Source organism: Paenibacillus soyae, assembly GCF_024623455.1.
Taxonomy (GTDB): Bacteria; Bacillota; Bacilli; order Paenibacillales; family Paenibacillaceae; genus Pristimantibacillus; species Pristimantibacillus soyae.
Window position 1 is genome coordinate 82,640 of sequence record NZ_JANIPJ010000023.1, and the last position, 24,062, is coordinate 106,701.

Sequence of the window (24,062 nt, forward strand, 5' to 3'; positions counted from 1 at the left end):
AAGGATATGACCATTCGAGTAACGGTGTGGAACGAATATCGCCACGAGAAGCAGAACGTGCATGTGGCAAGCATTTATCCCGAGGGCATTCATAACGCGATCGGCGGTTATTTGGGTACGCAGGAGCAGATCGAGGTAAGGACGGCGACGCTGGACGAACCGGAGCACGGGCTGACCGACGAGGTGCTGGCGGCTACGGACGTGCTGATCTGGTGGGGACATATCGCGCACGGAGAGGTTCGCGACGATATCGTGGAGAAGGTTCGCGACCGCGTGCTGGGCGGCATGGGGCTGATCGTGCTGCATTCCGGCCACGCTTCGAAGGTGTTCGAGCGGCTGCTCGGAACGAAGACGGGGACGCTGAAGTGGCGCGACGACGGCGAGCGGGAGCGCGTCTGGGTGATCGAGCACGGCCATCCGATCGCGGAAGGACTTGGCGATTACTTCGAAATCCCGAAGGAAGAAATGTACGGGGAGCGCTTCGAAATTCCGGCCCCGGACGAGCTTGTCTTCATCTCCTGGTTCGAAGGCGGCGAAGTGTTCCGCAGCGGCTGCTGCTACCGCCGTGGAAAGGGCAAGCTGTTCTACTTCCGCCCGGGCCACGAGACGTTCCCGATCTACCATCAGCCGGAGGTTCTGAAAGTGATCGCCAACGGCGTCCGCTGGGCGGCACCGACCGCCGGCGCAACGTCTTCGGCAGGCCGCGTCGCGCCGCTCGAGCCGATCGAGCCGATCGGCAAGCCGAAGGCTTCCGCCGCAAATTAACTTTTATGGAGCTCCGCTCCAACCGCTATCGGCGGTTGGGGCGGAGTTTTTTTGTTCGTGGATGGGGTGCTCGGAGGGCGGTAGCAAGAAAAAGTCGTGTTACGGGTGTCCGAAAGGGTGCGTCGGAGCGAAATAGCACAAAAAAATCGTGTTACTGGCGGGGGAGTAGGGTGTGCGGAGGCCAGTAACACGAAAAAATCGTGTTACGGGTGTCCGAAAGGGTCCGTCAAGCGCAATAAGCGGAGAAAATCGTGTTATTGGCGGTTGGAGGGGTACGCGGAGGGCAATAACACGGAAAAATCGTGTTACAAGTCACGGGAGGGAGCTGCGGTGCGCAATAGGCCGAAAAAATCGTGTTACTGGCGGTTGGAGGGCAGCATGCCCGTCCGCCGAGGTGCACTATATTCCGCAACATGAGATTATCGCACGTTTTCTCCTGCGGGGTGGTCTTGCATACTTGTAGCTACAAGTAGCGCGCATAGGAGTGAACGAAATGAAAAAGGCATTCTGGAAGGAAGCGGTCGTGTACCAGATTTACCCGAGGAGCTTCATGGATTCGAACGGAGACGGGATCGGCGACCTGCAGGGCATCATTGCCAAGCTGGATTACTTGAAGGAGCTTGGCGTGGACGTCATCTGGCTTAGCCCCGTATTCAAATCGCCGAATGACGACAACGGCTACGATATTAGCGATTACCGAGACATTATGGACGAGTTCGGCACGATGGCGGACTGGGAGGAGCTGCTCGAAGGCCTTCACGGCCGCGGCATGAAGCTGATGATGGACCTCGTCGTGAACCATTCCTCGGACGAGCATGCTTGGTTCGCGGAGTCGCGCAGCTCGAAGGACAGTCCGTACCGGGATTACTACATGTGGCGTCCCGCGAACGAGAAGGGCGAGGAGCCGAACAATTGGGTGTCGTTCTTCGGCGGCTCCGCTTGGCAGTACGACGAGGCGACGTGCGAATATTTCCTCCATCTGTTCTCGAAGAAGCAGCCCGACCTGAACTGGGAAAGTCCTGCGCTCCGCAAGGAAGTGTACGACATGATGACGTTCTGGCTCGACAAGGGCATCGACGGCTTCCGCATGGACGTCATCAACTGCATCTCGAAGACGCCGGGGCTGCCTAGCGTGGGCGAAGACCGGTATGCATGGGGCGGCGAGCATTTCATGAACGGCCCGCGAATTCACGAATTTCTGCAGGAGATGAACCGCGAGGTGCTCTCGCGATACGACATCATGACCGTCGGCGAAATGCCGGGCGCGACCGTTGATCAAGCGAAGCTGTACACGGGCGAAGACCGCGGCGAGCTGAACATGGTGTTCCAATTCGAGCACATGGACGTGGATTCCGGCCCGGGCGGCAAGTGGGACGTGAAGCCATGGACGCTCAACGGGCTGCGGGATATCCTCCACAAGTGGCAGACGGGCCTGGCCGAGGATGGCTGGAACAGCCTCTACCTGAATAACCATGACCAGCCGCGCATGGTATCCCGATTCGGAGACGCGGACAAGTACCGCAAGGAGTCGGCCAAGATGCTGGCAACGCTGCTTCACACGCTGAAGGGCACGCCGTACATTTACCAGGGCGAGGAGCTCGGCATGACGAACGTCCGGTTCGAGTCGATCGGCGACTACCGCGATATCGAGACGCTGAACATGTACCGCGAGCAGCATACCGAGCAAGGGAAGCCGGAGGCGGACGTTATGGCGTCCATCTATGCCAAAGGCCGCGACAACGCACGAACGCCGATGCAATGGGATGCTTCGCCGAACGGCGGATTCACGTCGGGCACGCCGTGGATTGCGTCCAATCCGAACTTCGCGAGCATCAATGCCGAGCAGGCACTGCAGGATCCGGATTCGATCTTCCACTATTACAAGAAGCTGATCGCCTTGCGCAAGCGGCACCCGATTATGTCCTACGGCAGCTACGAGCTGCTCCTGCCGGATCACGAGCGCATTTACGCGTACACGAGGGAGCTGGACGGAGAAAAGTGGCTGATCCTGCTTAACTTCTTCGGCGAGCCGGCGCTGTTCGAGCTGCCAAACGAGCTTGAGCATGGCTCCAGGGAGCTTATCATCAGCAACTACGGCGACGTAGATGCCGCGGAGGATATTCGAAGCCTGCCGCTTCGTCCTTACGAAGCAAGGGTATACGCCATCGCGAAGTAACGGGAGCGGCGGGGGTCGCGGGACACGGTAGGTGCATCATTTACAGCTCCATCGTAATATTGCACACCAAGCCGCGTCCGCTTGTCCCGCGCAACCGGTAATATACGACACGCTATTGTGAATGTAAACGGTTACCCAAAAAGTCCCCGGAAGAGATAATCAAGAGGCACCACACAAACGAGAGCGAGAGGGGAGCAATAAAGCATGAACAAAATGAGAAAAGCGGCCCTGACGGTTATGGCCCTGGCGATGGTATTCGTCATGGCGGCCTGCGCGGGCGGCAACGGCGGCAATAGCGCGAATGGCGGCAACGCCGGAAACGGCGGCGCAAGCAACGGCGGCGGCGACTCCGCCCCCAAAGTAACGATCGAATACTGGCATACGTACAGCGACGCGGAAGAGGTCGTCCTGACGGAGAAGATCAAGCCGGCGTTCGAGGACGCGCATCCGAACATCGAGCTGAAGCTGACGCGCATGCCGTACGAAGGGCTGAAGCAGCAAGTGATCGCGGGCGTGGCGGGCGACGCGGCGCCGGATCTGATGCGCATGGACATCGTATGGGTGCCGGAGTTCGCGGCGCAGAACGCGCTGATGGACGTGAGCAAGCTGGAAGGGTTCGACGAGCTGAAGGCTAGCGTGTTCGAAGCGCCGATGGCGACGAACTTCTACAACGGCGGCTACTACGGCGTGCCGGTCAACACGAACACGAAGGTCGCCATCTACAACAAAGCGACGCTTGAGGAAGCCGGCCTGACGGAAGCGCCGAAAACGATGGATGAGCTTGTGGCCGCGGCGAAGACGCTGAAGGGCAAGGGCAAATACGGCATCGGCGTATCCGGCATACACGCTTGGGGTCTCGGCCCATGGTTCTGGAGCCTTGGCGGATCGATTACGAACGAAGACTACACGAAGGTTGACGGCTATTTGAATAGCGAAGCGAGCGTAAAGGCGCTGCAGACGATCGTCGATTGGAACAACGAGGGCCTCGTCCTGCCGGTCATGCTGGGCGGCGAGCCGGGTACATGGGACGGCATCGTGAGCGGCGACTACCTGATGAGCGACGACGGCCCTTGGTTCTACAGCACGAAGATCGCGGAGCAGGAAGCGACGGGCTTCAATCCGCTGGAGCAGACGGTTAGAGCGATCATGCCTGCGGGCGACGGCGGCAGCCGTTCCGTCATCGGCGGCGAGAACCTGGTCATGTTCGCGAATTCCAAGCATCCGGAGGAGGCCTGGACGTTCGCGAAATGGATGCTGACGGAAGAGCCTCAGAAGATTATGGCGGAGACGGGTCTTATTCCTACCAACACGACCGCGGCCGACGCGATGACGACCATGGACATTCCGTTCGTCGACACGTACGTCGAGCAGCTGAAGACGGCATTGCCGCGCACGCCGATCCCGCAATGGGGCGAAGTGGAAGCGATCTTCAACCTGGCGTTCGAGAAAGCCATTCGCGGCGAGCAGGAGCCGAAGGCGGCGCTGGAAGAAGCCGTGAAGCAGATCGAAGCGATACTGAAATAACGAGTAACGAACCGAAGGAAGGGCGAATTCGCCGGCCGGCTAGGCGCGTGCCAGCGCCGCCGAGGGCGATCTCCCTTCCTCCCTTATGAAAGCACCTCATGAAAGGAGGCCTAAAGCTCATGTCCGCTTCCCTATTGACGCCGGAGACGAAGCAAGCGCCCATGAAGAGCAAAAGCAAATTCAAGCTGGGCCTGCGGCAATGGATGGCCGTGCTGCCCTATGTGGCGATAGGCTTCATCGGCATCGCCGTATTCGTCATCTACCCGATGATCCGCAACATCATGATCAGCTTCCAGGATTACAGCATCATGCCGAACGCGGCGAATCCGTGGGTCGGCTTCGACAACTATACGAAGGTTTTCCAGGATCCGAACGATAGGTTCCTGATCGCTTTGCGCAATACGTTCCTGAACGTGGCGGCCACCGTGCCGGTCAACTGGTTCCTCGCGATCTTCTTCGCGGTTCTGATCAACGCCAAATTCGTCAAATTCAAGATTGCGTTCCGCACGATCTATTACTTGCCGATCGTTACGTCGTGGATCATTATCGCACTCTTGTTCAAATATTTGTTCGCCGACGGCGACGGAGGCTTCATCAATTACATTCTGCACGCCAAGCTCGGCATCTTGTCCGAGCCGATCGCGTGGCGCAGCAATTACTGGTCGGCCATGATCATGATCTGGCTGTTCCACATCTGGAAGACGGTCGGCTGGGGCGTCGTCATCTACCTCGCGGCGCTGCAGGGCGTACCGAAGGATCTGTACGAGGCGGCCGACATCGACGGCGCGAACGCGAACCAGAAGTTCTGGCGCATTACGATTCCGCTTCTGAAGCCGATTACGTTGTTCGTCGTCATCAACCTGATCAACGGGGCGTTCGGATTTTTCCCGCAGGTGTACTTCATTACCCAAGGCGGCCCGATGAACCAGACGCACGTCATCCCAAGCTTGATCTACATCGAGGCGTTCCAGAACCTGAAGTTCGGACCGGCGTCGGCCATGGGCGTCATGATGGGCCTGCTCGTATTCGTCATGACCTACACGCAGATGAAAAAAATCGGAAGACAAAAAATGTTCTAAGGAGGAGCGCTTATGCACACATCGTTTCTTAATAAATTCATCGTCTACGCGATCATCATAGCGGGCGCTCTTCTGTTCGTCTTCCCGTTCATCTACATGATCCTGACGACGTTCTTCCTCGGCACGAACACGCTGCCGAAGCCGGATCAGGTGTTCTCGGTCAAGGTCAACTTCGCCAACTACGTGACGGTATGGAACAAAAACAACTTCGTCGGCTACTTCATGAACAGCGTCGTCGTCACGTCGGTGGCGATGGTCGGCTCGCTGTTCCTGGGCGCCTTGACCGCATACGGCTTCGCACGGTTCACGTTCCCCGGCAAGGAGCTCGTGTTCCGGATTTTCCTGCTGACCATGTTCATCCCGGGCGTCATCAACATCATCCCGCAGTTCGTCATCATCAAGGACATGGGACTCGTGAACACGTTCAGCGGCCTGTGGCTCGTCTATATCGCGGGCGGCGTCATCGGCAACGTGTTCTTCCTGCGGGGCTTCTTCGAGAGCATTCCGAAGGAGCTGGAGGAATCCGTCCTGATCGACGGCGGCGGCAACTGGCGCATCTTCTGGAACATTTACCTGCCGCAGTCGCTTCCCGCGCTCGGCACGCTGGCCATCTTTATTTTCCAAGGGACATGGGAGGAATACTTCCTGGCGCTTACGATCATCAAGAGCGAAGCGATGCGGACGCTGCCGATCGCGATCCTCATGTTCAACGACAAATATTCGACCAACTACGGCCAAGTGTTCGCGGCGTCCATGATCGCGCTGCTGCCGGTCATCCTGCTGTACGTGACGTTCCAGAAGAAGTTCGTGCAATCCGGCTTCAACGAGGGCGGCGTGAAAGGCTAATCCAAAGTCGCAAGGAGAACGATATGAACTCTACTTTGAAAATAGTTCGCGCCAAAACGGCCGCCGTCTGCGCGGGCTTGCTGGTCATCCCGGCGCTGCTCGGCGGATGCTTTGATAGCGGCAGCGCAAAGGTGGATCCCCGCGATGCGGGAGACGCCGATATGCTCGTCTACGTGACGACCGACAAGGCAAGATACGCTCCCGGCGAGCCGGTGAAATTCGCTCTCACGATGAACGAATCGGCGCAGCGCGGCGAGCTTCTCGTCCGCTACAAGCATCTCGACGAGACGATCGACGAAGCGAAGATCGAATGGGACGGCTCTCCGACGGTTCATTGGGAATGGCAGCCGTCCGAGACGGACTATCAAGGCTATTTGACGGAGATTTTCGTCAAGCAAGGCAAGGAAATGGTCGATCACGCCAACATCGCGGTCGACGTCTCCTCCGATTGGGGCAAGTTCCCGCGCTACGGCTACCTGGCGGACTTCATGGCGATGGAGGCTGCCGAGCAGGAAGCGGTCATCGAGCGGCTGAACCGCTACCGGATTAACGGCATCCAGTTCTACGACTGGCAGTGGAAGCATCATAAGCCGCTGAAGCTGGAAGGGGACGCGCCGGCAAAGCAGTGGCCGGAAATTGCGAACCGTCTGGTTGCTTACGACACGGTGAAGAACTACATCGATCTGGCTCACGGCAAAAGCATGAAGGCGATGAATTATAATCTATTGTTCGGCGCCTTCGACGATTCGGAGCAGGACGGCGTGAAGCGGGAGTGGGGCATGTTCAAGGACCCGCTGCTCACGAACCAAGATAAGCATCCGCTGCCGGAAAGCTGGGCGAGCGACATCCTGCTCTTGAATCCCGCGAACGAAGAGTGGCAGAGCTACCTGTTCGAAGAGGAGAAGAAGGTATTCGAGCATCTGCCGTTCGACGGCTGGCATGTCGACCAGCTTGGCGACCGCGGCGTCTTGTACGATGCGAACGCCGACAAGATCAACCTGCCGGATACGTATGAATCGTTCATGAACGCGGCGAAGAAGGAGATTGACGTCGATTACGTCATGAACGCGGTCGGCCAGTTCGGGCAGGCGAATATCGCGAAGACGCCGGTCGAATTTCTATACACCGAAGTGTGGGACGCGCATCCGGGCTATCGCAACTTGAAAGAAATCGCCGACCAGAACTATAAATACAGCAAAGGCGCGCTCAACACCGTGTTCGCGGCTTACATGAACTATGATCACGCCGATTCCGCGGGCGAGTTCAACACGCCGGGCGTGCTGCTGACGGACGCCGTCATCTTCGCCTCGGGCGGCTCGCATCTCGAGCTGGGCGAGAACATGCTGGCGAAGGAGTATTTTCCGAATCGCAACCTGAAGATGACCGAGGAGCTGCAGGACGCGCTCGTGTCGTATTACGATTTCCTCACGGCATATCAGAACCTGCTTCGCGACGGCGCGACGGACAAGGAGCTGGAGTCCGCGTCGGCAGAAGGGGCGGAGCTGTCGGATCAGCCGGAACGGGGCAAGGTGTGGGCGTTCGCGAAGGAAGCTCAAGGACGGACGGTTCTGCATCTGATCAACTTCACGGACGCGGCGACGCTGGAATGGCAGGATAACAAGGCAGACCAGACCGAGCCGAACGAGATCGCGGACGCGAAGGTAACGGTGAAGGCGGATGGCAAAGTGAAGAAGGCGTGGATGGCTTCGCCGGATTATTACGGCGGCTCGGCCGTGCCGCTCGACTTCAAGCAGAAGGACGGGGAAGTGGCGCTTACGCTGCCGAAGCTGAAGTATTGGAATATGATTGTTTTGGAATATTAAGGTAGTGAAGACGCCTCCGGAGGGCGTCTTTGCGTCGTTGTATCGCGGAAGCAGCCGCAGGCGGGACAATCGGTGTATACTGGAGTCCCGGCCCCGCGGCCGGACTAGAGAGGAGGAGGATCGCAAGATGGCGGAAAGATGGCGCAAGCGGAACCGGATGTCTTTTACGGCCCGGATGATTGCGGCTTTCGTGCTCGTTATTCTGATCCCGACCTTGTTCACCAGCTTCTCCTTCTATGTCGTCTCGAACGCCACCGTGAAGCAGAACGTGCGCGAGGCTTCCATTCAGATCGCGAAGCAGGGCGCGGACTCTTTATCTTTTATTTTCAACGCGGGCAGCGACGTGTCCGATATGATCTACATCGACTCCCGCATCCAGCATGTGCTGGCGAATCAGCCGTCCGAAGGGGTGGATCTGGTTCTATGGCGCGAGAACGAAGAGTATATGAAGAGCTTCCTGAACAACGTCGTCTATTCCAGCTCCTTCGTCAATATCGTGTACGTCCTTAAGGATCATGAGACGGGATGGGGGAGCGGCACGTTCTCCCGGGTCAAGCTGGCCCGTTACTACGTGCAGGATCAGCCATGGGCCGCGGAGGCGAGAGAGTTGGAAGGCGGACTCGTCTGGAGCCCGATCATGGCCGACCAGCTTAGCAGCGGAGGGGACAACACGGAGATGGTGCTTCCCATCGGCAGAGCGATCAAGGATTACGGGAGCGGCGCGACGGTCGGCTATATTTTGGTCAATCTGAACGGACGCAAGCTTATCGACAAAATCGAGGAGATGAAGCTCGGGCAGACGGGAAGCTTCTTCGTCGTGAACGGCGAAGGGCGCATCATGGTGTCGGCGGATCAGGGACGGATCGGAAGCGTCGTGCCGAACCGGGAGCTGCTTGCCCATATTACGAACGATCAGCGCATCGAATTCGAATTCAAGCAGGAGGACGTGCATCATTATGGGGTGAAGCAGCCGCTCAGCAACGGCTGGTTGCTGGTCGGCACGGTGCCCGTTCATGAAATAACGGACCGGCTGAGCGCGCTGCACCGCAATATTCTGATGTCGTTCGGCGTATTCACTCTTCTCGGCATCGGCATGGGGCTCGTCATCGCGAGCCGCGTCACGCGGCCGGTCAAGCAGCTGACCAAAGGCATGAAGCTGGTGCAGAAGGGCGATCTGACGGTGCGGACGGATGTCCGTACGAACGACGAATTCGGCTTGATGAGCCATCAGTTCAACAAAATGATCGGCGACATCAACGTGCTGATGGAGCAGGTGACGGAGGAGCAGAAGCTGAAGCAGGAGGCGGAGCTTCGGGCGGCCGTCCACCGCATCAACCCTCACTTCCTGTTCAATACGCTCGGCACGATCCGCTGGCTGATCAAATACGGCCAATCCGAGAAGGCCTATGAAGGCATCTCCGCCTTGACGAGGCTACTTGAAGCCAATATGGGCAAGAAGGGCAGCTTCGTGACGATCGCGGAGGAGCTGGACATTATCGAAAAATATTTGGTCATCCTGGAAATGAGATACAATCTGAAGTTCCATTTGCGCTTGAGCGTGGAGGAGTCTGCGGCGGCGCTTCCGGTGCCGCGCATGCTGATCCAGCCGCTGGTGGAGAACGCGATATTCCACGGCATCGTGCCTAAGGGCACGGACGGCGAAATCGGCATCGACGTCGCCTCCGAAGGGGAAGCGGTCATCATAACGGTGACGGATAACGGAATCGGGCTTCTCCCGGAGAAGGAAGACGTGATGGCGTCGGTGGAGAAAGCCGTTCGCGAGGGCCATACGGGCATCGGACTGCAGCATGTGCACGAATGCGCGCGGCTGTACTTCGAGCATGGCTCCAAGGTGACGCTGGAGCCGCGGGAGGAAGGCGGAGCCGAGGCCCGGATCGTGTTATTCCCGAAAAAAACGCCGAAGCAGGAGGGGGAAGCAGCATGTGGACAGCTATGATCGTGGACGATGAGCCGATTATCCGGTTCGGCATCAAAGCCTCCGTCGATTGGGCGAGGGAAGGAATCCGGATCGTCGCGGACTGCGCGAACGGAGCCGAGGCGCTCGAGCAGCTGGAAGAGGAGCCGGTCGACATTCTGATCACGGATATTAAGATGCCGGTGCTGGACGGTCTTGCCCTGACGAAGCAGGCGCTGGCGAAGCACCCGCGGATGAAGGTCGTTCTCGTCAGCAGCCACAACGATTTCGAGTACGTCCGGGAAGGGCTGAAGCTTGGCGTAACGGATTATATTTTGAAGCATACGCTCGAGCCCGAGGAGCTGCTTCAGGTGCTGCGGCGGTGCAAAGATCAGCTGGAGAAAGAGAGTCCGGCAGGAGGAGGCCGCCGGTCGGGAGAAGAAGATCGGACGCTTGCGCGCAAACGCTACGAGGGCGAGCTGAAGCAGCATTTGCTCCAGAAGAGCGAGGGCCTGCCGGAAGGCGGATATCCGGACTGGCTGGACGGCGATTTCCTTGGGGCGGTCATTCTGCTGAACAAGGTCCATTCGATCGAGGAGCAGGAAGGCTACTTGCACAAGTCCGTGCTGCTAGAGCAGATGATGGAGCATTTGTACGAAAATGAGCCTGAAGGAATCGCCGTTCAAACCGGGGAGAACGAGCTTCTGTTCCTTATGCCGAAGCCGCCTCAAGGCGCGGCTTGGGAAGCGGACGCGAGCGGCAGCCGGCTGCGCGGGCTCGCGTCGAAGCTGGAGGAGGACGGCGCGGGCAGCGTCACGATCGGCTATACGGCCGGGTCCGGCGCCGGCGCTATTCGCGAGGCGTATGCGCTTGGCAGGAAGGCGGCGGACCGCGGCTTCTTCGAAGGAAGCGGCATCTACGCCTACGATGCGGGACGCGATCTAGAGCGAGAGGGCAGCCGGCTGCCCGGGCTGTATCAGGAGCAGGCGGACGACGGCGAAGAGAAGCTGGCCGCGGCGATCGCCGAGTGGCGCCGGGATTGGTCGAAGGGCGGCTGCCCGCCGCTGCGGCTGAAGGAAGAAGCGAGCCGGGTGCTGTCGGTCCTGTTCAAACGGCAGGTCGATCCGTACACGCTGGTGGAATCGTTCGACCGGCTGTTCAAGTCGGAGACGCTCGGCGAGCTGTGCGATACGCTGCAGGCCAGCGTGGCCGAGCTGCGCAAAGCAAGGCCGTCCGGCGGATTCGAAGGGCCCGGCGCCGTTCATCCGATCGACAAGTCGCTCGATTATATCCGGACGCATTATTTGGAGCCGATGACGCTTCAGCAGGTTGCCGATTACGTGCATGTGAGCAAAAATTACTTCTCGATCCTGTTCAAGAAGGTGACGGGCGAGAACTTCATCGACTACGTCATCAAGCTGCGCGTGCAGCGGGCGAAGGAGCTGCTGGCCGGATCGGAGCTGAAGGTGTACGAGGTCGCGGAGCAGTCCGGGTTCGGCGACGTCAAATATTTCAGCAAGCTGTTCAAGAAAATTACGGGCCGTTCCCCCGTCGATTACAGGGAGCTGGAGGGGGAGGTGTCGGATGAAGGTTAACCCGCGCCGTTGGTTCCAGACGTTGGTATTAGCAACGGTGGCTGCCGCGACGCTCGCCGGCTGCATGAGCGATTCGATCATCGACGACCCGGGCGCCGTTCCGAGGCTTGGCGAGGAGCAGGAGAAGCGAATCGTGATTTGGCATACGTACAGCGACGAGGAGACGATTCTGTTCGAGCAGGAGATCATTCCCGCGTTCGAAGCGGAGCATCCCGGCATCGTTATCGAATCGGTGAGGCAAACCCACAATCAAGAGTACCGCTCCGCGCTTCAAGCCCGCGCGTCCGCCGGCAAAACGCCCGATATTATCCGCATGGACTATACGTGGGTGCCGGAATTCGCGCGGATGGGGCTGCTCGAGCCGGTCGATTCGTTCGCCGGCTACGAGGACGTATCCTCGCAGCTTCGGACGCGGATGCTAGAGACGAACCGGTACGGGGGCCGGGTCTACGGAGTGCCGCTGAACATTACGACGAAGGCCGCGATCTACAACGCCGGCTTGCTCGGGAAGCTCGGCCTCGCGGAGCCGCCCGCGTCATTCGCCGATGCCGCCGCCGTTGCCGAGCAGAGCGGCTACGTGATCGGCATGTCCGGCATCGAGCTATGGCACAGCCTTCCTTATTTCTTCGCGCTCGGCGGCCATTTGGCGGATCCCGGCTTCACGCGCACGTCCGGCTATCTCGACAGCGAAGAGAGCGCGGCCGCGATGGAAGAGCTGCGCCGGTTGTTCCGGCAGGGCGTCATTAACCCTTGGATGCTGGAGGGGAATGCCGATCTGTGGAAGGAAGTGTACGCGTCGAACCGGTTCTTAATGATCGACGACGGACCGTGGTACTACAGCATTCTCCTGAACAGCGCGGGCGTCGACGCCGATCTGCTTCAGCGGACCGTGCCGGTGCCGTTCCCCAGCGACGGCGACTATGGCTCCCTTATCGGCGGAGAAAGCCTGGTCATGACCAAAGGGGCGCGCAACAAGCAGGAGGCGTGGACGTTCATGAGCTGGATGACGTCGGAGGCGACGCAGCTGAAGCTGATGGAAGCGGGCCTCATTCCCGCGAATACGAATGCGTTCGAAGCGGGCCGGCGTTCGGACAACGCGGCGATCCGCTATCTCGAGCCGTACATGGCTGGCATTCCGGATGCCTTCTATCGCCCGTCGATTCCGGAATGGAACGAAATCGAGCAGCTGTATGACGCGGCGATGGAGGACATCTTCATCTCGGGCCGGGACGTAAGGGAGACGCTGCAGGAAGCGGCGGGGGAGATGGATGGGGTTTTGCGGGGGAATAAAAAATGAAGGAAGAAGCTGTCCGGCGACGGACCGCTTCTTTTTTATTCGAATCGACTGCTTACTTATGCTCATTCGTGAATACTTATTGATTTTACATAGACAAAACAACGAGGTGCCCATATGATAGATTCAATGGTAGTACTATAGAACTAGATTAATCGGTAGATTCTTTTCTGCTATCATCATGACGAGACTAGAGGAGCAAAAGATGAAAAAACTTCCTGTTTTGATCGCGGTTACGACACTTACCTCGATGCTGCTATCTTCTCCGCAGCAAATGCCGATTCTGGATTACGCCCATGCGGCGGGCCCCGCCATTATATACCCTTCCCAAGACGGATTCTGGGATGAACAAGGTAGCCAGATGGATATGGAGGAGAATTGGCTCGGACCATCCGCGATGGGTTACGGAATTCAAAGATCGGCTGTTCAATTCCAGCTGCCGGGCACAGGTACGGTTACGTCTGCTAAGCTTCGCCTTTATATCACGAATATTTCCGACAATACCATGGATTCGAGTCGAACACCCGAAATTTCGGTTTATGGTTCCGAGACAGACGATTGGGGGGTTGCCTTTCCAGCCCATGGATCACAGCCGATTTCAACCAATGGTGCGATTAGCTCAAGTTCCTGGGTTGAATTTGATGTAACCGACTTCGTGAAATTACAAATGGATCCCAACAAGAATAATCTCGTAACTTTTGCATTAATGAGCAATGAAGCTGACGAAATAGAGATTCTTTATGCAGCAGATAACTACGCTGACTCGATCTTCCATCCTCAGCTGGTGCTGGAGATGGGAAGCGAACCCGCGGGCATCCCTTCCGTGACGGCCGCTTCGACGGCAGAAGATACAGGCACGACCAACGGATTGGTTATCACTCCGAATGGGGCGGACACGGTGCCTGTAACTAATTACAAGATTAGCGGCATTACGGGCGGACGATTGTATAAAAACGATGGCGTGACGGAGATCGCCGATAATAGCTTCATTACGAAGGCAGAGGGAGAGGCGGGGCTGAAGTTCGTGCCTCATGCGAATGCCAATTCGGAAACGGACGGCCCGTTTACGTTCAAGGTGCAGGCTGCGCAGGATGCGGCAGGTACGGGACTTAGCGCCGAAGCAGCGGCTGCCATTCAAGTCAGTGAAGTGAACGACGCGCCGACGGCGAATGTTGACGTTTTGACGGCAATCGCGGAGAACTCGGGAGACCGGATCATCCCCTTCGCGGCATTGACCGCGAACGATAACGCGGGTCCGGCGAATGAAGGCCAGCAATCGCTTATCATCGCTTCGGTATCGAACCCGGCAGGAGGAACGGTTCGGATCGAAGGGACGAACGTTATTTTTACCCCTGGCCTCGACTATCGCGGAGCAGCCGGATTTGATTATACGCTGCAAGATAACGGCGTAACAGCCGGCACAGCTGATCCGAGTACAAGCGGGACTTCGGTATCGTTTCAAATTGAAGGCACTGCAGGAGCTCCTACCGTTACGGATGCCGAAACTGCGGAAGATACGCAAACGTCGAACGGACTTGTCATTGAGCGCCATTCGGAGGACGGTGCGGAAGTGACGCATTATAAAATTACGGGCATTACCGGCGGCACGCTGTATCAGAATGATGGGACCACGCGCATTAACGAGGGGAGTTTCATCACCGTATCCGAAGGTTTGAGCGGATTGAAGTTTACGCCCGATCCAAACGCTAACGGTACGGTCGGCTTTGGCTTTTTGGTGCAAGCGTCCAAGGATGCTCTAGGATCAGGTCTTGGCGCCGCCGCGCAAGCATCGATCATGGTATCGGAAGTCAACGACTACCCGACAGCTGCGGACGATACTTTGTCGGCTATTCAGGAAGACTCGGGCGAGCGGATCATTCCGTTCGAGGCGCTTCTAGGTAATGATTCACCGGGACCTGCCAATGAGAGCGGCCAATCCTTGACGGTTACATCCGTCAAAGAACCGGTCGGCGGGGCGGTCCGGATCGAAGGAACGGATGCGATCTTCACGCCGAACTCGAATTTCTCCGGGCAGGCCAGCTTCAAATACACGATTGCGGACAATGGCACAACGAACGGTTCGGCAGATCCTCTGGATTACGACGGCATGGTCGAATTCGACGTAGGACCGGTAGCCGACCAGCCAAGCGTAAGCGGGGCATCGACGGCGGAGGATACCCAAACAACGAGCGGACTGGTTATTTCGAAGAACGCCACGGACGGAATGGAAGTGACGCATTATAAAATTACGGGCATTACCGGCGGCACGCTGTATAAGAACGACGGGACAACGCGCATCGATAACGGGGATTTCATCACCTCATCCGAAGGCGGCGCCGGCCTGAAGTTTACGCCGGATCCGAATGCAAATACGCCGGCGCTTGACGATTTCGGTTTTGACGTGCAGGCGGCTCTGAGCGCAACCGGAGAAGGATTGAGTCTTACAGCCCGGGCTCTGATAACGGTAAGCGAAGTGAACGACGCTCCCGTCGCGAATGTGGATACCCTTGCCGATGTAGAGGCTGGTTCGGACAAAGTGACGATTCCCTATGCCGATTTGATCGCCAATGATTCAACCGGAGCGCTGAACGAGCAGCAGCAGTCGTTGACGGTCATATCCGTCGACTCGCCGATCGGAGGAACGGTTCAATTGGTGAACGGGCAAGTGGAATTCGTACCTGATGACAACTATATTGGAGCGGCCGGGTTTACTTACACGGTGATCGATGACGGAACGACTAACGGCAATGCGGATGCCAAGTCGTCTTCCGCCGACGTGCAATTTGACATTGTCGACAGCACGCCGCCATCGATTACGTTGAATGGCGAACAAACCATCTATTTGCTGGTAGGCGAAGTATACGTAGAGCCAGGTCGCTCGGCATATGACGAGTTGGATAAGGATTTAACGGATGATATCGTCGTCACGGGTTCCGTTAACACGGCTGTTCTGGGAACCTATCAGCTGAAATACAATGTATCGGATTCGAGCAACAATGCGGCTCCCGAGGTGACGAGAACAGTCCGTGTCGTGTCTGCCGACTTGGCTGCATTATCAACCGGGGAGGGAGAGCCCTCCCCAACGTTCACGTCGGGCCAACGGTCGTATACAATGGCAGTCGAAAACGGCGTCGGTCAGTTGAACATCACGGCCGCTAAGCTTGATCCAACGGCCTCGGTGACCATTAACGGACGAATTTCCCCGACTGGTCGGGAGACGGTTAATCTTAATTCCGGCGTCAATACGATCACCATTGTCGTGACCGCGGATGGCGGATCGACGCAAACGTATACGATAACCGCAACGCGGCAAGCGGCGGCTTCAAGTGGCAATACGCCTCAGACGTCTGTTCGTCAAGCGCAAGTCGTGACGGGGGATGCGAACCAAAACGTTGTGAAGGTTGACATCGCTCGTTCCGTTAACGGACAGGGTAAGTCAGTCGACTCGGTTGCCATGAGCGGAACGAAAGCAGACGAAGTGATCGCAACGGCGGAAGCGGGCAATCAGAAGCTTGCCAGAATCATTATCGACGATTTGCCAGGCGATCCGGCTGACGAAGTGTCCGTGAAAGTGTCTTCGGATGCGCTGTCCAAGCTTAAGGAAGCGGATCTGAATTTGGTAATTGAAGCAAGCGGCGCGAGAATCACGTTATCCGCGGAGACATTGGACCGTATTGGCGAAGCTGGTGAGGATCTATTCTTCCATATCGTGCCGGTAAGACAAGCGGCGGATCAGCAGGGAGTTACGCAAGGCGTCATGCATGCTTCCGAACTACAGCAATATGCGAAGGGTAAAGCGGTTCAGGTTGTTGGTCAGCCGATGATGATCGAGACGAACTACACGAACCGCAAGACGAATGTTATGTTTCCGCTGACCGGCATTCGAATACCAACGGATACGGAAGAGCGCTCGGCCTTCCTTAGCGAGCTGGCTATCTTCGTTCAGCATCATGACGGAACAAAGGATGTCGAGAAGGGGCATCTGGTATTCGATGCCGAGGGGCATCCGATCGGCTATGAGATAGAGATCGAGACATTCAGCACGTTCTCCTTCATAACAGTGGAGGGAGACGGAACCTACATGCATTACATGAAGGGCAACCCTGACGGAACGTTCCGTCCAGACGCAGAGATGACGCGAGCCGAGCTGGCCGCGACAATGTGGCGGCTTGTTTCTCTTGACTCCGCAGCCGTGGATACGGTCCCATTCCCTGATGTATCCGCATCGCATTGGGCATCCGAAGCCATTCGCGAGCTTTCGGAGGCTGGCATTTTCTTGGGCGACAACAAGGGCAAGTTCCTGCCTTCCGAATTCGTAACCCGCGCTGAGATGGCTGCATTGATTGCGCGAGTGAAAGGGCTGGAGACGACAAATCTTGCAATTTCACAAGAGCTGACCGGCCACTGGGCCGCCACGGCTGTCGCAGCGGTCCAAGACGCAGGTCTGATGGTTGGATTCCAGGACGGAACATTCCGGCCGGAAGAGACGTTAACCCGCGCGGAAGCGGTAACCGTGCTGAATCGTCTGTTCCAAAGGCCATTATTAAGCGATATGGAGCAGACGTGGCCGGATGTATCGGCAGAGCACTGGGCTTACGCCGATATTGAGTCCGCGACATACGATCTGCGCAAAAACGCGGATGATACGGTCGAGAAAATAAGCAAGAACGAATCAAATGATATAAAGTAAGCTGCAATGCAATCTTAAATGCACGGTTCGTTCGAAGAAAACAGTCCATCCTCAACCGAGGGTGGGCTGTTTTTGCTCTACGACAAGACGATCCAAGCGAAGAAGTCTTATACTAGCGGCCAGATTCCCGGTGCTGCGGGTATAAGGCTTTTTTTCAATGTATCGGTTTCCTCATAATCAAGCGTTTGTGCGAATATGCTGTTCCTAATCGGCTGCTTGTCTAATCGTACCTCAAATACGGCAGACAAGCTTAAGTAACCAGGGAAAGAGGGATGCGGATGAAGGACGAATGGCCGAACGCGGCGATATGGGGAATCGGAACGGCGGTGCCGCCGTTCCGGATGGAGCAGGAGGATACGTCCCGCAGGCTGGTGGAGGCGCTGGCGGCAGCCGGCCATACGGATTCGAGCCGCTGGGCGAGACGGATCTTCAAGCAATGCGGCGTGGAGAAGCGGTATACGTGCGAGCCGAACCTGCTGGAGGAAGCGGAGAACTGCCGCTACTTCAGGGGACCCGAGCTGGGCGGCGGCGATGTGCCGACGACTAGCGAGCGAATGGGCGTGTACAAGCGTGCATCGGTGCCGCTTGCGGAGGAAGCCGCGCGCAAAGCGCTGGCAGACAGCGGCGCGGCTGCGGAGGACATAACACATCTCATCACCGTGAGCTGCACCGGGCAGTACTTGCCCGGTCTGGACGCCGCGCTCATCGGCGAACTTGGTCTGCGGCCGACGGTCGCGCGTTTCCCGCTGACGTTTCTCGGCTGCGCGGCGGGTCTGAAGGCGATCTCCTTGGCCAAGGGGCTGGTGGCGGGACAAGGGCAGGCGCAGGTCTTGATCGTCTGCGTCGAGCTGTGCACGCTGCATATTCAGCCTTCAAGCGGTCGCGAGGCGCTGTACGGAGCTTCCTTCTTCGGGGACGGGGCATCCGCTTGCGTCGTAGGGGCAGCTTCAGGGACAGGACGGGAGCGGGACGGCTTCCTGCTCGGGGACGAAAGAACGGTCTTGCTTGAAGGAAGCGCCGGCGAAATGGTGTGGGAGGTCGGCAACCATGGCTTCGATCTGTACTTATCGACGGCGATTCCGCGTTTGATCGGCGATCATGTCCCCGCAGAGGTCGAACGACTGCTGGATGGCGCACCGAAGCCGGAGCTGTGGGCTATTCACCCCGGCGGCAGAGGAATCGTGGATGAGCTGCAGGAGCTCTTCGGTCTATCGGACGAGCAGACCTCGGCCAGCCGGTCCATTCTCCGGAATTACGGCAATATGTCGTCCGCGACCCTCCTGTTCGTGATGGCGGAGATGAAGCGGAAGCTGGCGGAGGAGGGCTCCGCGTTCAAGGAAGGCGTGGCGCTCGCGTTCGGTCCCGGCGTGACGGCGGAGATGATCCGGATCGCGTATTCGCCGGCCGGTTCGTTGGGCGGCAAGACCAAAAATGCCGAAGCGGCCGATGCCTATGTCTAAAACCTTACAGGCTCGCGAAAGCCGTCCCGAGCTCATGGACGATTGGTCCCAGGGAGGACCGAAGCTTCGAGAAGCGCTCGTGCACCTGCGCAGGCTGAACCGGTTGTTCGGAGCGGCGGCTCCGACTCTGTACGGGGTGAAGAAGCTTTGGCGGGAAGCGGGCAGTCCGAGGACGCTGTCGATCGTCGATATCGGATCGGGCTCGGGGGACGTAAACAAGAGGCTGCTTCGGTGGGCGCTGGAAGAAGGCGTGCGGCTGGGCGTAACGCTTGTGGACAAAACGGAGGAAGCGGCGAAGGAAGCGTCGCTCTACTATTGGAACGAATCGCGCGTTCAGATCCGTCAGGCTGATTTGTTCGAGCTCGAGGCGAATTCGGCGGATATCGTGACGGGAACGCAGTTCGTGCATCATTTCTCGGGGGAGGAGCTGGCGGGCGCCGTCTCCCGAATGCTGGACATTTCCCGAATCGGCATCGTCTTGAACGATATTCACCGCCACTGGCTGCCATGGACGGCGGTCTGGCTGGCGACGCGCGTCATTTCGAACAATCCGTATATCCGGCATGACGGACCGTTGTCCGTCGCCAAAGGATTTCGCGCCGACGATTGGGAGAAGCTGCGCCGGACGCCGGGCTTAGAGCGATTAAGCTACTCGTGGAGACCGCTGTTCCGGTACGCGGTGACGATTCCGAAGGAGGATGGTGGCCATAATGATTGAATGGAGCGTGATGAAGGGTGACTAAAATATATGATGCGATCGTTCTTGGAGCGGGAGTAGCGGGAAGCGCGGCGGCCAAGCTGCTGGCCGATCGGGGCTGGCACACGGCGCTCGTCGACCGGCACCGCTTCCCGAGGCACAAGGTATGCGGCGAATTTCTATCGCCGGAGTCGCAGGGAACGCTGGCGCGGCTCGGCCTGCTTGAGGAAGTGAAGAGCTTATCGCCAAGCGCGATCACGCGGACGAGCATGCATATGCGCGGCGGAGGCGTGGTCTCGCTGGCTCTGCCGGGCAAGGCGCTCGGGGTTAGCCGGTTTCTCCTGGACGAGAAGCTCCATCGGGCGGCGGAGGCTGCCGGAGCGGAAGCCCGGGAAGGCGTGACCGTTACGGCGGTGACGAGGCAAGGCGAACATTATGCGGTTCTTGTTCGCGCGGGGGACAGAACGGAAGAGCTGCTCGCGAGGTCCGTCATCGGGGCATGGGGCGGTGCTGGGCTTTCGTACGGCGAACGCGGCGAGGAGGGGGATACCTCGAATGACGCGCCGAAAAAACGCAAAGGCGCGCCAAAGTCCTCTTCCGTGGGCGTCAAAATGCATTACCGCATCCGAAGCCCCAAAGCGGCCGAAGCGATGACGGAGGCAGCGGCCCGTCCGGATGCGGTCGAGCTTTATTTTTTCCGCGGGGGCTACCTCGGTCTGAACGCCGTGGAGGACGGGAAGGTCAACGTCGCGGCTCTGTTGGACCGGGCCGATATCCCGGCCAAGCATCGCACCGTGGCGGCGATGCTGGAAGAGGCGATCCGCCGGCACCCGGCATTGGAGGCGAGGATGGCCGGCCTCCTTCCCATTATGGGCAGCGCGGCGGCCGTATCGCCGTTCCGGGTCGGGCTTCGGCCCGTGCCTTGGAACGGCATGCCCCTCATCGGCGACGCCATATGCCGTATTCCGCCTCTCTGCGGAGACGGCATGTCGATGGCGCTTCGCTCCGCCGAGCTGTGCGGGAAGTTTGCCGACCGCTATCTGCGGGGCGAGCTGACGGTTGAACAGTGGGAGCGGGAGTACGGAGCGGCCGTCGCAAGCGAATTCGCAGGTCCGCTGCGATGGGGCAGGGTGGCGCATTCGCTTCTCGCTTCTCCGGTTCTCTCTTATGCGCTGCCGTTGATCGCCCGTCTGGCGCCTGGCGCGGCCAGCGGCATGGTACGGGCGACGAGGCTCCGGAATCCGGCCATCGTCGAGTCTTAGGAGTTGGCGGCTACGTGCTTGCTGTGGCATCCATCCGATCGAGGCGCTCCGGCGAACATCCCGCCTTCAGGACGAATAGTCCTGGGGGCGGGATGTTTTTTTGGCGTGCGGCTGGCTCCCGTTGCTACTCCTCGCCCCAAAAAAATTTTTATAATACGGTATGGGGGTATATTGACTGAATATAGGGGGGTGGGGTATACTGTGAACATAAGATGACAAACAAACGGGAGTGTTAAACGATGACACAAGAACAATTCGCGACGAATCGTCAGAATGAACAAGTGACTTTCGATATAACAGGCATGACTTGCGCGGCTTGCGCGAACCGAATCGAGAAAGGGCTGAACCGCCTGCAGGGGGTCACCGAAGCCAGCGTCAACTTCGCGATGGAGACGGCGAGCGTCAGCTTCCTGCCTTCCGAGATCAGCGTGGAAGATATGCAGGGCAAGGTGAAGCAGCTCGGGTACGAGGCGATGCTCAAGCAGGAGGAAGGACGCGCGGAGGAGCACAAGGCCAAAGAAATCAAGCGGCACAAGCTGACGCTGCTGTTATCGGTCATCTTGTCGCTGCCTCTACTCTGGAGCATGGCGGGCCATTTCGGCTTCACTTCATGGATCCCCGTGCCGGCTCTGCTGATGAACCCATGGTTCCAGCTTATCCTGGCAACGCCCGTTCAATTCATCGTAGGCGCTCCTTTCTACAAGGGCGCGTACAAGGCGCTTCGCAACGGCAGCGCCAATATGGATGTGCTGGTCTCCCTCGGCACGTCGGCCGCTTATTTCTACAGCTTGTATTTGACGGTTGAGTGGTCGATGGCGGGAGCTTCCGTCCACCATGGGCCGTCGCTTTATTTCGAAACGAGCGCGGTGCTGATCACGCTGGTCGTCATGGGAAAGCTGTTCGAAGCGCTGGCCAAGGGGCGTACATCCGACGCGATCAAATCTCTGATGAGCCTGCAAGCCAAGACGGCTCTCGTCGTAAGGGACGGAGCGGAGGTGCGCGTGCCGGTCGAAGACGTGCTTCCAGGCGATGTCGTGATCGTGAAGCCAGGCGACAAAATACCGGTTGACGGCATTGTGCTCGAAGGGCGGTCGGCGGTAGACGAATCGATGCTGACGGGCGAGAGTCTCCCCGTCGCCAAGCAAGCAGGCGATACGCTCATTGGAGCGACATCGAACAAAAACGGGCTGCTGCGGATGAAAGCGACGAAGGTCGGCAAAGATACGGCGCTCGCGCAAATCATCAAAGTCGTGGAGGATGCCCAAGGCTCCAAAGCGCCGATTCAGCGGATCGCGGATGTTATCTCCGGCATCTTCGTCCCGATCGTGGTCGTCATCGCGATCGCGGCGTTCGCGGTATGGTACTTCTTCGTCACGCCGGGCGAATTCGGGGAATCGCTCGAGAAAGCGATCGCGATTCTGGTTATCGCTTGCCCGTGCGCCCTGGGCCTTGCGACTCCGACCTCCATTATGGCGGGCTCCGGCCGCGCCGCCGAGCTGGGCGTTTTGTTCAAGGGCGGGGAGCATCTGGAAGGAACTCATCGCATCGATACCGTCGTGCTGGATAAGACGGGGACGGTCACGAAAGGCAAGCCCGTGCTTACGGATATCGTTTCTTCGTGGGATGAAGCACAATTTCTTCGTTTAGTAGGAGCCGCCGAGAAAGGCTCCGAGCATCCGCTTGCCGAGGCCATTGTGGCCGGCATCGAAGAGAAGGGAATCGAGCTTGGCACAGCCGACGCGTTCGAATCGATTCCGGGTTACGGCATCCGGGCGACCGCAGAGGGCCGAGAGGTACTGGCCGGGACTAGACGCCTGTTGGAGCAGCACGGGGTGATGGCCGGAGATGCCTATGAACAAATGTCACGGTTGGAGCAGGACGGGAAGACGGCTATGCTGATTGCCATCGACGGCGCATATGCCGGCATGGTGGCGGTAGCCGACACGATCAAGGAATCCTCGGCAGCCGCAGTCGCGAGGCTTAAGGCGATGGGTATTCAGGTCGTCATGATAACGGGCGACAATAAACGAACGGCGGAAGCGATCGCGGCGCAGGCGGGCATTGACCATGTGCTGGCCGAGGTGCTGCCGGAGGGCAAAGCGGAAGAAGTAAAGAAGCTTCAGGAGCAGGGACGCAAAGTCGCCATGGTCGGCGATGGCATCAACGACGCGCCGGCGCTCGCAACGGCCGATGTCGGCATGGCGATCGGCACGGGCACGGACATCGCGATGGAGGCGGCCGACGTTACTCTAATGCGCGGCGACCTCGCCAGCATTCCGGACGCAATCCTGCTCAGCCGCAAAACGATGGCGAACATCAAGCAAAACCTGTTCTGGGCGCTTGGCTACAATACGCTCGGCATTCCAATCGCGGCTATTGGCTTGCTTGCCCCGTGGGTCGCCGGCGCCGCGATGGCGCTCAGCTCCGTATCCGTCGTGCTGAACGCGCTTCGCTTGCAGCGGGCGAAGGTTTAACAGATCCATTAGTAAGGCGTTAGTAAGGCGATGATATCCGGCGCGCAAGTGTGGGAGAATAGAAGCAGAGAGAGGTGCTGGGCTCTCTGCTTTTTTCTGCGGCCGACTTCACTCGAAAGTAGCTGCTGGCATGGCTGTAAGACGTTTTAATCGTCTTATTCACTCGAAAGTAGCTGCCGGCAGGGCTGTAAGACGTTTTAATCGTTTTATTCACTCGAAAGTAGCTGATGGTATGGCTGTAAGACGTTTTAATCGTCTTATTCACTCGAAATTAGCTGCTGGCAGGTCTGTAAGACGTTTTAATCGTCTTATTCACTCGAAAGTAGCTGCCGGCAGGGTAGCGTCAAGAAGTTTGTGTAAGCTTGTAGAATATCCATCTGGGATGGATCAATGAGGTGCCAGGCGGGGGAGGAGGCCTCCTCCCCCGCCTGGCCACCTGCCACCTTTTTTTGTTAGATTTCT

Annotated in this window: 14 protein-coding genes; all 14 read left to right on the forward strand. The window is 58.3% G+C overall.

Annotated features, from left to right (window positions below; translation table 11 throughout):
- The first annotated feature begins 6 nt into the window (after positions 1-6).
- The 14 genes from NQZ67_RS25050 (at position 7) to NQZ67_RS25115 (ending at position 23,600) form a co-directional block, all read left to right on the forward strand.
- Positions 7-765 (forward strand): ThuA domain-containing protein, encoded by a 759-nt coding sequence (locus tag NQZ67_RS25050; RefSeq protein WP_257451353.1) that lies wholly within the window; start codon positions 7-9, stop codon positions 763-765.
- A gap of 493 nt (positions 766-1,258) precedes the next feature.
- The gene (locus tag NQZ67_RS25055; protein ID WP_257451355.1) at positions 1,259-2,941 is read left to right on the forward strand and encodes a glycoside hydrolase family 13 protein; all 1,683 of its coding nucleotides are present in this window, start codon (positions 1,259-1,261) and stop codon (positions 2,939-2,941) included.
- A 204-nt stretch (positions 2,942-3,145) separates the two neighbouring features.
- Positions 3,146-4,465, forward strand: coding sequence for an extracellular solute-binding protein (locus NQZ67_RS25060; protein WP_257451357.1), 1,320 nt, complete (start codon positions 3,146-3,148; stop codon positions 4,463-4,465).
- Between the two features lie 119 nt (positions 4,466-4,584).
- Positions 4,585-5,544, forward strand: a complete 960-nt coding sequence (locus NQZ67_RS25065; protein ID WP_257451359.1) for a carbohydrate ABC transporter permease — start codon at positions 4,585-4,587, stop codon at positions 5,542-5,544.
- A gap of 12 nt (positions 5,545-5,556) precedes the next feature.
- Positions 5,557-6,390: a carbohydrate ABC transporter permease gene (locus NQZ67_RS25070; RefSeq protein WP_257451360.1), complete on the forward strand. Its 834-nt coding sequence runs from the start codon at positions 5,557-5,559 to the stop codon at positions 6,388-6,390.
- Between the two features lie 23 nt (positions 6,391-6,413).
- Positions 6,414-8,213: a glycoside hydrolase family 66 protein gene (locus tag NQZ67_RS25075; protein ID WP_257451363.1), complete on the forward strand. Its 1,800-nt coding sequence runs from the start codon at positions 6,414-6,416 to the stop codon at positions 8,211-8,213.
- 127 nt (positions 8,214-8,340) lie between these two features.
- Entirely contained in the window at positions 8,341-10,170 is a 1,830-nt protein-coding gene (locus tag NQZ67_RS25080) for a sensor histidine kinase (protein WP_257451365.1), read from the forward strand.
- Complete coding sequence (locus NQZ67_RS25085; RefSeq protein ID WP_257451368.1) at positions 10,155-11,723, forward strand: response regulator transcription factor; 1,569 nt, start codon at positions 10,155-10,157, stop codon at positions 11,721-11,723. Before NQZ67_RS25080 ends, NQZ67_RS25085 begins: the two co-directional genes overlap by 16 nt.
- Positions 11,713-13,020: an extracellular solute-binding protein gene (locus tag NQZ67_RS25090; RefSeq protein WP_257451370.1), complete on the forward strand. Its 1,308-nt coding sequence runs from the start codon at positions 11,713-11,715 to the stop codon at positions 13,018-13,020. Before NQZ67_RS25085 ends, NQZ67_RS25090 begins: the two co-directional genes overlap by 11 nt.
- Positions 13,021-13,222: 202 nt before the next feature.
- Complete coding sequence (locus NQZ67_RS25095) at positions 13,223-17,707, forward strand: S-layer homology domain-containing protein (RefSeq protein ID WP_257451372.1); 4,485 nt, start codon at positions 13,223-13,225, stop codon at positions 17,705-17,707.
- Positions 17,708-17,985: 278 nt separating this feature from the next.
- Positions 17,986-19,167, forward strand: a complete 1,182-nt coding sequence (locus tag NQZ67_RS25100; protein ID WP_371825358.1) for a type III polyketide synthase — start codon at positions 17,986-17,988, stop codon at positions 19,165-19,167.
- Positions 19,160-19,885, forward strand: a complete 726-nt coding sequence (locus NQZ67_RS25105) for a methyltransferase domain-containing protein (protein ID WP_257451376.1) — start codon at positions 19,160-19,162, stop codon at positions 19,883-19,885. The genes NQZ67_RS25100 and NQZ67_RS25105 overlap by 8 nt, the downstream gene beginning before the upstream one ends.
- A 17-nt stretch (positions 19,886-19,902) precedes the next feature.
- Positions 19,903-21,126 carry an NAD(P)/FAD-dependent oxidoreductase gene (locus NQZ67_RS25110; protein WP_257451378.1) on the forward strand — a complete coding sequence of 408 codons (1,224 nt, stop codon included), beginning with the start codon at positions 19,903-19,905 and terminating at the stop codon, positions 21,124-21,126.
- A gap of 239 nt (positions 21,127-21,365) precedes the next feature.
- On the forward strand, positions 21,366-23,600 hold the full coding sequence (locus NQZ67_RS25115; protein WP_257451380.1) for a heavy metal translocating P-type ATPase: 2,235 nt from the start codon (positions 21,366-21,368) through the stop codon (positions 23,598-23,600).
- Positions 23,601-24,062 lie beyond the last annotated feature (462 nt).

Bases quoted from the DNA above. Each gene is read 5' to 3' on its own strand.
- NQZ67_RS25050 (WP_257451353.1), top strand. From the start codon at position 7: ATGACCATTCGAGTAACGGTGTGGAACGAATATCGCCACGAGAAGCAG.
- NQZ67_RS25055 (WP_257451355.1), top strand. From the start codon at position 1,259: ATGAAAAAGGCATTCTGGAAGGAAGCGGTCGTGTACCAGATTTACCCG.
- NQZ67_RS25060 (WP_257451357.1), top strand. From the start codon at position 3,146: ATGAACAAAATGAGAAAAGCGGCCCTGACGGTTATGGCCCTGGCGATG.
- NQZ67_RS25065 (WP_257451359.1), top strand. From the start codon at position 4,585: ATGTCCGCTTCCCTATTGACGCCGGAGACGAAGCAAGCGCCCATGAAG.
- NQZ67_RS25070 (WP_257451360.1), top strand. From the start codon at position 5,557: ATGCACACATCGTTTCTTAATAAATTCATCGTCTACGCGATCATCATA.
- NQZ67_RS25075 (WP_257451363.1), top strand. From the start codon at position 6,414: ATGAACTCTACTTTGAAAATAGTTCGCGCCAAAACGGCCGCCGTCTGC.
- NQZ67_RS25080 (WP_257451365.1), top strand. From the start codon at position 8,341: ATGGCGGAAAGATGGCGCAAGCGGAACCGGATGTCTTTTACGGCCCGG.
- NQZ67_RS25085 (WP_257451368.1), top strand. From the start codon at position 10,155: ATGTGGACAGCTATGATCGTGGACGATGAGCCGATTATCCGGTTCGGC.
- NQZ67_RS25090 (WP_257451370.1), top strand. From the start codon at position 11,713: ATGAAGGTTAACCCGCGCCGTTGGTTCCAGACGTTGGTATTAGCAACG.
- NQZ67_RS25095 (WP_257451372.1), top strand. From the start codon at position 13,223: ATGAAAAAACTTCCTGTTTTGATCGCGGTTACGACACTTACCTCGATG.
- NQZ67_RS25100 (WP_371825358.1), top strand. From the start codon at position 17,986: ATGAAGGACGAATGGCCGAACGCGGCGATATGGGGAATCGGAACGGCG.
- NQZ67_RS25105 (WP_257451376.1), top strand. From the start codon at position 19,160: ATGTCTAAAACCTTACAGGCTCGCGAAAGCCGTCCCGAGCTCATGGAC.
- NQZ67_RS25115 (WP_257451380.1), top strand. From the start codon at position 21,366: ATGACACAAGAACAATTCGCGACGAATCGTCAGAATGAACAAGTGACT.